The organism is Enterobacter cloacae complex sp. 677-3DZ2D5B, assembly GCF_004136695.1.
GTDB lineage: Bacteria > Pseudomonadota > Gammaproteobacteria > Enterobacterales > Enterobacteriaceae > Enterobacter > Enterobacter hormaechei_C.
Genome location: NZ_QFLS01000011.1, coordinates 252923 through 261044, shown reverse-complemented (window position 1 = coordinate 261044; position 8122 = coordinate 252923). Strand labels below are relative to the sequence as shown.

The window sequence follows — 8122 nt, the reverse complement described above, 5'->3', positions numbered from 1 at the left end:
CTCCACCCCGCGTCCGTCTTTTTGCTTCGTATTTCAAACCACATCTGCGTTGACTTTCCTCGTTCACCTCAGTCACTTACTGGAGTAAGCTCCTAAGGATTCACTGCGTCGTCGCCTTGCTGTGATTCGAACTACTTCGCAAAAACTTCTACAGTCGTAGAAGATACTTCATCAAATTTTAATTGGTTGCGGGGGCCGGATTTGAACCGACGACCTTCGGGTTATGAGCCCGACGAGCTACCAGGCTGCTCCACCCCGCGTCCGTGGAAGCGCACTATACTCGGATAGGTTTGTGATGCAACCCCTTTTTCACATAATTCATTATTTTGTATGCAAAATGAACGGCAAAAGCCACTTTGGACTATTTTTTGTGCAGAATTTGCCAAAGGGAAGGCGATTGCATTTCATTAACACGGTGGGTTTGTTATCTTCATCTCGCGGAATTGGGCAACTAAAAGACGAGATATAATGAAAGGACGTTGGGCGAAGTATCTGATGACAGGCGCAATGGTGGCGATTCTTGCGGCCTGCTCTTCCAAACCGACCGATCGCGGTCAACAGTATAAAGACGGGAAATTATCCCAGCCTTTCTCTTTAGTTAACCAGCCCGATGCCGTGGGTGCTCCAATCAATGCCGGGGATTTCTCCGAGCAGGTGTACCAGATCCGCAAAGCGTCGCCGCGCCTGTATGGCGCACAGAACAACGTTTATAGTGCCGTGCAGGACTGGCTGCGTGCAGGCGGTGATACCCGCAATATGCGCCAGTTTGGTATCGATGCCTGGCAGATGGAGGGGGCGGATAACTACGGTAACGTCCAGTTTACCGGTTACTACACCCCGGTTGTCCAGGCGCGACACACGCGCCAGGGCGAGTTCCAGTATCCCATTTACCGTATGCCGCCGAAACGCGGTCGTCTGCCGTCCCGCGCCGAGATCTACGCCGGCGCGCTGAGCGAAAATTATGTTCTGGCCTACAGCAACTCGCTGATGGACAACTTCATTATGGACGTGCAGGGCAGTGGCTATATTGATTTTGGCGACGGCTCGCCGCTGAACTTCTTTAGCTATGCCGGTAAAAATGGCCATGCCTATCGCAGCATCGGTAAGGTGCTGATCGACCGTGGCGAAGTGAAACGAGAAGATATGTCGATGCAGGCTATCCGCGAATGGGGCGAAAAGCACAGCGAAGCGGAAGTGCGTGAGCTGCTTGAGCAGAACCCATCGTTTGTCTTCTTCAAACCGCAGAACTTTGCGCCGGTGAAAGGGGCGAGCGCCGTCCCGCTGATTGGCCGCGCTTCTGTGGCATCGGATCGTTCGATTATTCCGGCGGGTACCACGCTGCTGGCGGAAGTTCCACTCCTCGACAACAACGGCAAATTCAACGGCAAATATGAATTACGCCTGATGGTGGCGCTGGACGTGGGTGGGGCGATCAAAGGCCAGCACTTCGACATTTATCAGGGCATCGGCCCGGATGCCGGCCATCGTGCAGGCTGGTATAACCACTACGGACGCGTGTGGGTGCTGAAGACAGCGCCGGGTACCGGAAACGTATTCAGCGGCTGATTGTGGTATTCTGAGCGCAAGACGGATTACGGTTCAGGGTGAGGAATACCTCACCCTTTTTACATCTGAGGTTTTATGTCTGTGGTAATCAGCGATGCCTGGCGCCAGCGTTTCGGCGGCACGGCACGGTTATATGGTGAAAAAGCCCTGCAACTGTTCGCGGATGCGCATGTCTGCGTGGTGGGCATTGGTGGCGTGGGTTCGTGGGCGGCAGAAGCGCTGGCGAGAACCGGCATTGGCGCAATTACGTTGATTGATATGGATGATGTCTGCGTGACTAACACTAACCGTCAGATCCACGCCCTGCGTGATAACGTCGGTCTGGCGAAGTCCGAGGTGATGGCGGAGCGTATTCGTCTCATCAACCCGGAGTGCCGGGTGACGGTGATCGACGACTTTGTGACGGCAGATAACGTCGCGGAGTACATGAGCAAAGGCTACAGCTATGTGATTGACGCCATCGACAGCGTGCGGCCAAAAGCGGCGCTGATCGCTTACTGTCGTCGTTACAAGGTGCCGCTGGTCACGACCGGCGGCGCGGGCGGGCAAATCGATCCGACGCAGATCCAGGTGGCGGATCTGGCGAAAACCATTCAGGATCCGCTGGCTGCCAAGCTGCGCGAGCGCTTAAAAAGCGACTTCAACGTGGTGAAGAACAGTAAAGGTAAGCTGGGCGTGGACTGTGTGTTCTCGACAGAAGCGCTGGTTTATCCGCAGGCGGATGGTTCGGTCTGTGCAATGAAAAGCACGGCGGAAGGGCCAAAGCGGATGGATTGTGCCTCAGGGTTTGGAGCGGCCACCATGGTGACCGCCTCCTTCGGCTTTGTGGCGGTCTCTCACGCCCTGAAGAAGATGATGGCGAAGGCGGAACGTCAGGCCTGAGCCTGACGGGCGGCATCCAGCACCGCGTCGTTTAGCGCAATCAGTCCCTGACCGCGCGAGGCGCTAAGCTGTGCGCGAAGTCCCAGCTCATCAAACAGCGCCAGCGGAGAATGCGCCAGCAGCTCTGCGGCGCTTTTCCCTTCGATTGCGGTCAACAGCACCGCCAGCAGACCGCGAACAATGCGTCCCTCGCTGTCGCCGAAGAAATGCAGTTTCTCACCGGATACGCTAAACCCAAGCCAGACGCGGTTCTCGCAGCCTGCGATCTCCTTCGCCTGTAATTTCAGCTCGTCTGACAGTGCAGGCAACTGTTTGCCCAGCAGGATCAGCTGACGATATTTATCTTCCCACTGCGTGAGCGGGACAAAGGTCTGTTTTAACGTCTCTTCAGTAATAACGGTGCCGAACGGGTGTCCGGCTAAAGCTGAACTTGTCATTAATCCACCAGTAATTCCAGGGCGCGGTCGACGGCGGAAACCAGCGCATCGACGTCACTTTTTGTATTGTACGGTGCAAACGAGGCGCGCAGGGTACCGCTCACGCCAATAGCCGCCAGCAGCGGCTGGGCGCAGTGCTGTCCGGCACGCAGGGCAATGCCGTATCCGGCAAGTAGCGTTACCATGTCGCTATGGTGCACGCCCGCGAAATCAAAGGCGAGCAGGCTGGAGTCCTGCACGCGGAACGAGCGAAAACCCGGACGTTTTTTCAGTTCTTCTTCCGCCAGCGTCGCCAGACCCCGGCTCCAGCTTTCAGCCTGAACCACGTCCGTTTCTGCCAGCCATTCGAGCGCCGCGCTCAGGCCAATAACCCCGGCCACGTTCGGTGTACCGGCTTCCAGGCGGTAGGGCACATCCTGCGTTTTAAAACCGTCGAAGGTGACTTCGGTAATCATCTTGCCGCCGCCGAGCCACGGCGTCATCCGGGCCAGCAGTTCAGGTTTGCCGTACAGCGCGCCGATACCGGTTGGCCCGTACAATTTGTGCCCTGAGAAGGCATAGAAGTCGATATCCAGCGCCTGCACATCAGCCGGAAAATGCACCACACCCTGCGCACCGTCGACCATCACCACCACGCCGCTGGCATGGGCAATCTCAATGGCACGCGCCAGATCCGGACAGCCGCCGGTGACGTTGGACATCTGCCCCAGCGCCAGAATACGGCTGCGCGGCGTAATCAGCTCAGGCAGACGCGCCACGTCAGGCAGGAAGTCCGCACCCAACGGGAGCTTTACAACCTGTGCCCCGGTTTGTTCGGCCACCATCAGCCAGGGCACCAGGTTGGCGTGGTGTTCCGCCTCGCTGACGATGATCTCATCCCCGGGTTGCAACAGCGGACGCGCGTAACATTGCGCAACCATGTTAATGGCCTCGGTGGTGCCCCGCGTCCAGACGATGTTCTTACCGCTGTCAGCATTGATCAGGCGCGCGACCTGATCCCGTGCGGCTTCGTATTGCGCCGTTAAGCGCTGCGCGTCGGCATACTGGCTGCGGTGCACGTTCCCGGCGCTCAGGCTGTAAAACTGGCGGGTTGCCTCAATCACCGCCTGCGGTTTAAGGGCCGTGGCAGCGCTATCAAGATAAATGCCGGCATCGGCCAGCGCGGGAAACTGTGCGCGAAACTGCGCAGGACTGAAAGCGTTCATGGAATTCCTCATATCGATTCTACGATCGTCGCGCAAATTCATCGGCAGGGCAAGGAAGTTGATATCTATCAGATTTGTCTGCTTATCCTGGCGAGTCTGAAAAAGCAGGTTATGCTAAATAGTGTTAGGCGGATGTTTTAGCCTGTTATAAATCGAGGTTTGAATAGCATTAATTGCTAAAGGAGATAATCATGAAAAAGACAGCTGCAATCATTTCTGCCTGTGCGTTGACCTTTGCCCTGAGCGCCTGTTCTGGAAATAACTACGTAATGCATACCAACGATGGTCGATCTATCGTCTCTGAAGGGAAACCGACAACCGATAATGATACCGGGATGATTTCATACAAAGATGCTAACGGGAACAAACAGCAGATCAATCGCACTGACGTGAAAGAGATGAAGGAAATCGAGCATTAACAGTTAGATAAGCGAAAAAAAAGCACCGCAAGTTGGCGGTGCTACATTAATCACTATGGACAGACAGGGTAAATGTACAGGAAGTGAAAAATTGGTAGCGTTGCTACCGTGGTCTGAATCGCAGACCAATTGCAAACACAACAACACAACATCACAACCGTAAGCCAAAAGCCCTTCAGAACACGCATTCCAAAAAAAGCTTTTCGTTCCGGCTCAGGAAGTGCCGCCACTATAGGTATTTGCTGGTAGTTCCTCAACGGACAAATTATAATGGCTCAGATAAAAAAAACTAATAGGTTAAACGTTGTTTCCTATATGTTAAATCTCGTTAACATCTAAGCCAGATAACCATGTCCAAGCGATTGCCACCCCTTAATGCATTACGTGTTTTTGATGCAGCAGCACGCCACCTCAGCTTCACCCGCGCAGCCGATGAGCTTTTTGTGACACAGGCCGCAGTAAGTCATCAAATCAAGTCTCTGGAGGATTTTCTGGGGCTTAAGCTGTTCCGTCGACGCAACCGTTCGTTGCTGTTGACCGAAGAGGGGCAGAGCTATTTTCAGGATATTAAAGAGATTTTTTCCCAGCTGACGGAAGCCACTCGCAAACTTCAGGCCCGGAGCGCAAAAGGCGCCCTGACTGTGAGTTTATTGCCCAGTTTTGCCATTCAGTGGCTGGTGCCGCGACTCTCAAGCTTTAACTCAACTTATCCGGGAATCGATGTCCGAATCCAGGCAGTGGACCGTCAGGAAGACAAGCTTGCAGATGATGTGGACGTGGCGATTTTTTACGGTCGCGGTAACTGGCCGGGCTTGCGTGTGGAAAAATTATACGCAGAATATCTGTTGCCGGTCTGTTCACCGCTGCTGCTGACGGGGGATAAAGCGCTCAAAACGCCCGCCGATCTGGCGCAACATACGCTTTTGCACGATGCGTCGCGTCGCGACTGGCAAACTTATACCCGCCAGTTAGGTCTTAATCATATAAACGTGCAGCAGGGGCCCATTTTTAGCCACAGCGCGATGGTGCTACAGGCTGCCATTCACGGGCAGGGCGTGGCGTTGGCAAACAACGTTATGGCGCAGTCCGAAATTGAGGCAGGCCGTCTGGTTTGCCCATTTAACGATGTACTGGTCAGCAAGAATGCATTTTATCTGGTTTGTCATGACAGTCAGGCAGAACTGGGTAAAATAGCCGCTTTCCGGCAGTGGATACTGGCGAAAGCGGCAAGCGAGCAAGAAAAATTCCGCTTCAGGTATGAACAATAACGTTTGTGTGCCGGGCACGCATCAATTCAGGACTTAAACATGACCAGCCGATTCATGCTGATTTTCGCCGCGGTGAGTGGCTTTATTTTTGTAGCTCTGGGCGCGTTTGGCGCGCATGTCTTAAGCAAATCTCTGGGCGTTGTGGAGATGGGGTGGATCCAGACCGGCCTTGAATATCAGGCGTTCCACACGCTGGCAATTTTTGGGCTGGCGGTGGCGATGCAGCGCCGCATCAGCATCTGGTTTTACTGGAGCAGCGTCTTTCTGGCGCTGGGTACCGTACTGTTCAGCGGCAGTCTTTACTGTCTGGCGCTGTCGCATTTACGCCTGTGGGCGTTTGTTACACCTGTCGGCGGCGTCAGCTTCCTGGCGGGTTGGGTGTTAATGTTTATCGGAGCTATCCGTCTGAAACGCAAGGGCGTTGTTCATGAATAAGGTTGTTTTATATTGTCGCCCGGGGTTTGAGAAAGAGTGCGCCGCGGAAATCACCGATAAAGCGGCGAAGCGTGAAGTCTTTGGATTCGCTCGCGTCAAAGAGAACGCGGGCTATGTGGTATTTGAATGCTATCAGCCTGATGATGCCGACAAGCTGGCGCGCGAACTGCCGTTCAGCTCATTGATTTTCGCCCGTCAGATGTTTGTCGCGGGTGAACTGCTGAAAGATCTTCCGCCGGAAGATCGCATCACGCCGATTGTTGGCCTGTTGCAGGGAGTGGTGGAGAAGGGCGGCGATTTGCGCGTGGAAGTGGCCGACACCAACGAAAGCAAAGAGCTGATGAAGTTCTGCCGTAAGTTCACCGTGCCGCTGCGCGCGGCGCTGCGTGATGCGGGTGTGCTGACAAACTACGAAACGCCAAAGCGCCCAGTCGTGCATATCTTCTTTATTGCGCCAGGATGTTGTTACGCAGGCTACTCGTATACCACCAATAACTCGCCGTTCTTTATGGGGATCCCGCGTCTGCGCTTCCCGGCAGATGCGCCGAGCCGTTCAACCCTCAAGCTGGAGGAGGCGTTTCACGTCTTTATCCCGGCGGACGAGTGGGACGAACGGCTGGCAAACGGCATGTATGCCGTCGACCTTGGCGCGTGCCCGGGCGGCTGGACCTATCAGCTGGTGAAACGCAACATGTGGGTATCGTCCGTTGATAACGGCCCAATGGCGCAAAGCCTGATGGACACCGGACAGGTCACCTGGCTGCGTGAAGACGGTTTCCGCTATCGCCCGAACCGCAACAACATCTCCTGGATGGTGTGCGACATGGTTGAGAAACCGGCGAAAGTGGCCGCGCTGATGGCCTCCTGGCTGGTGAACGGCTGGTGTCGCGAGACCATTTTCAACCTCAAGCTGCCGATGAAAAAGCGCTATGAGGAGGTGTCGCAGAACCTGGCCTACATTCAGCAGCAGCTGGATGAACACGGGATTAACGCGGAAATCCAGGCGCGTCAGCTTTATCACGACCGCGAAGAAGTGACGGTGCATATCCGTCGCTGGTGGGCGGCCGTGGGGGGGCGTCGCGACGAGCGATAACGTTTGTAACGCCCGGTGGCGCTGCGCTTACCGGGCCTACAAAATCGTGTAGTTGTTTTAACGCTCTAACCTTAACTGCTGTAAATTCCCGTCCAGTTGTAAATCCGTCTGTAGCGTCGCCACCTCCCGGCAGATAAACGCCATTTCTTTATGCGCCTCCAGCTTTTTGCGCCATTTATCCGGCACCTCGTTCAGCCGGGCGTACATCCCTTCCAGACTCTGAAACTCCGTCAGCAGCTGTGCGGCGCTTTTGGGTCCAATACCGGCGACACCCGGCACTTTAGAGCTGCTGATCCCCGCCAGCCCCCAGTAATCCGGCAGTTGCTCAGGCGATACGCCAAACTCGCTGGCAATGAACGGCGCGTCCAGCCAGCGTTTTTGAAAATAGTCGCGAATACGGATAGTGGGGGAGAGCAGCTGGCAGTAGCCTTTGTCGGTTGAAACGATAGTCGCCTGATGTCCGGCGCTCGCGACTTTAACCGCCAGCGTTGCGGCTAAATCGTCAGCCTCATTACCGTGGGCGCCCCAGCACGGAACGCCGCGCTGCTCAAAGGCCGCGCGGATAGCGGGCATTTCTGCGTGCAGATCGTCCGGCATCGGCGCACGCCCGGCTTTGTAGTCCGGCAGGCGCTGGTGCCGCCAGCCCGTGTTGCGGGCTTCGTCATCAAAAACCGCGACCGCATGGGTGGGTTCACTGTGGCGGATAAGCTGCTCCAGCGCGTGTAAACAGGTGTCCTTGCAGGGTGTGCCCTGTACCGCATGAATACGGCGAATCAGGTTAAGAGCATCGACGATAAGCAAATGAACGGCCACAGAT

General features: G+C 55.3%; 9 protein-coding genes and 1 tRNA gene. 6 read left to right on the top strand and 4 right to left on the bottom strand.

What is annotated here, in order from left to right; genetic code table 11:
- Positions 1-183: 183 nt before the first annotated feature.
- Positions 184-260, bottom strand: a tRNA-Met gene (locus DD597_RS18900).
- A 208-nt stretch (positions 261-468) separates the two neighbouring features.
- On the opposite strand from DD597_RS18900, the gene mltA reads away from it, so the two are divergent.
- Together mltA and tcdA are read left to right on the top strand one after the other, a co-directional pair.
- The gene (mltA, locus tag DD597_RS18895; protein WP_003862765.1) at positions 469-1566 is read left to right on the top strand and encodes a murein transglycosylase A; all 1098 of its coding nucleotides are present in this window, start codon (positions 469-471) and stop codon (positions 1564-1566) included.
- Between the two features lie 75 nt (positions 1567-1641).
- Positions 1642-2448, top strand: coding sequence for a tRNA cyclic N6-threonylcarbamoyladenosine(37) synthase TcdA (gene tcdA, locus DD597_RS18890; RefSeq protein ID WP_006811804.1), 807 nt, complete (start codon positions 1642-1644; stop codon positions 2446-2448).
- Here tcdA and csdE read toward each other — a convergent pair.
- Together csdE and csdA are read right to left on the bottom strand one after the other, a co-directional pair.
- On the bottom strand, positions 2439-2885 hold the full coding sequence (csdE, locus tag DD597_RS18885) for a cysteine desulfurase sulfur acceptor subunit CsdE (protein WP_003862762.1): 447 nt from the start codon (positions 2883-2885) through the stop codon (positions 2439-2441). The genes tcdA and csdE overlap by 10 nt on opposite strands.
- The gene (gene csdA, locus DD597_RS18880; RefSeq protein ID WP_022651789.1) at positions 2885-4090 is read right to left on the bottom strand and encodes a cysteine desulfurase CsdA; all 1206 of its coding nucleotides are present in this window, start codon (positions 4088-4090) and stop codon (positions 2885-2887) included. Before csdA ends, csdE begins: the two co-directional genes overlap by 1 nt.
- Positions 4091-4281: 191 nt before the next feature.
- On the opposite strand from csdA, the gene DD597_RS18875 reads away from it, so the two are divergent.
- The 4 genes from DD597_RS18875 to rlmM all read left to right on the top strand — a co-directional run bounded on the left by DD597_RS18875 (position 4282) and on the right by rlmM (position 7305).
- Entirely contained in the window at positions 4282-4509 is a 228-nt protein-coding gene (locus DD597_RS18875) for a YgdI/YgdR family lipoprotein (RefSeq protein WP_003862759.1), read from the top strand.
- A gap of 350 nt (positions 4510-4859) precedes the next feature.
- Positions 4860-5777 carry a glycine cleavage system transcriptional regulator GcvA gene (gene gcvA, locus DD597_RS18870; protein WP_003862758.1) on the top strand — a complete coding sequence of 306 codons (918 nt, stop codon included), beginning with the start codon at positions 4860-4862 and terminating at the stop codon, positions 5775-5777.
- 39 nt (positions 5778-5816) lie between these two features.
- The gene (locus tag DD597_RS18865) at positions 5817-6212 is read left to right on the top strand and encodes a DUF423 domain-containing protein (protein ID WP_003862756.1); all 396 of its coding nucleotides are present in this window, start codon (positions 5817-5819) and stop codon (positions 6210-6212) included.
- Positions 6205-7305 carry a 23S rRNA (cytidine(2498)-2'-O)-methyltransferase RlmM gene (gene rlmM, locus DD597_RS18860; protein WP_003862754.1) on the top strand — a complete coding sequence of 367 codons (1101 nt, stop codon included), beginning with the start codon at positions 6205-6207 and terminating at the stop codon, positions 7303-7305. The genes DD597_RS18865 and rlmM overlap by 8 nt, the downstream gene beginning before the upstream one ends.
- Positions 7306-7362: 57 nt before the next feature.
- Here rlmM and xni read toward each other — a convergent pair whose 3' ends face one another.
- Positions 7363-8118, bottom strand: coding sequence for a flap endonuclease Xni (gene xni, locus DD597_RS18855; RefSeq protein ID WP_003862753.1), 756 nt, complete (start codon positions 8116-8118; stop codon positions 7363-7365).
- Between the last annotated feature and the right edge of the window lie 4 nt (positions 8119-8122).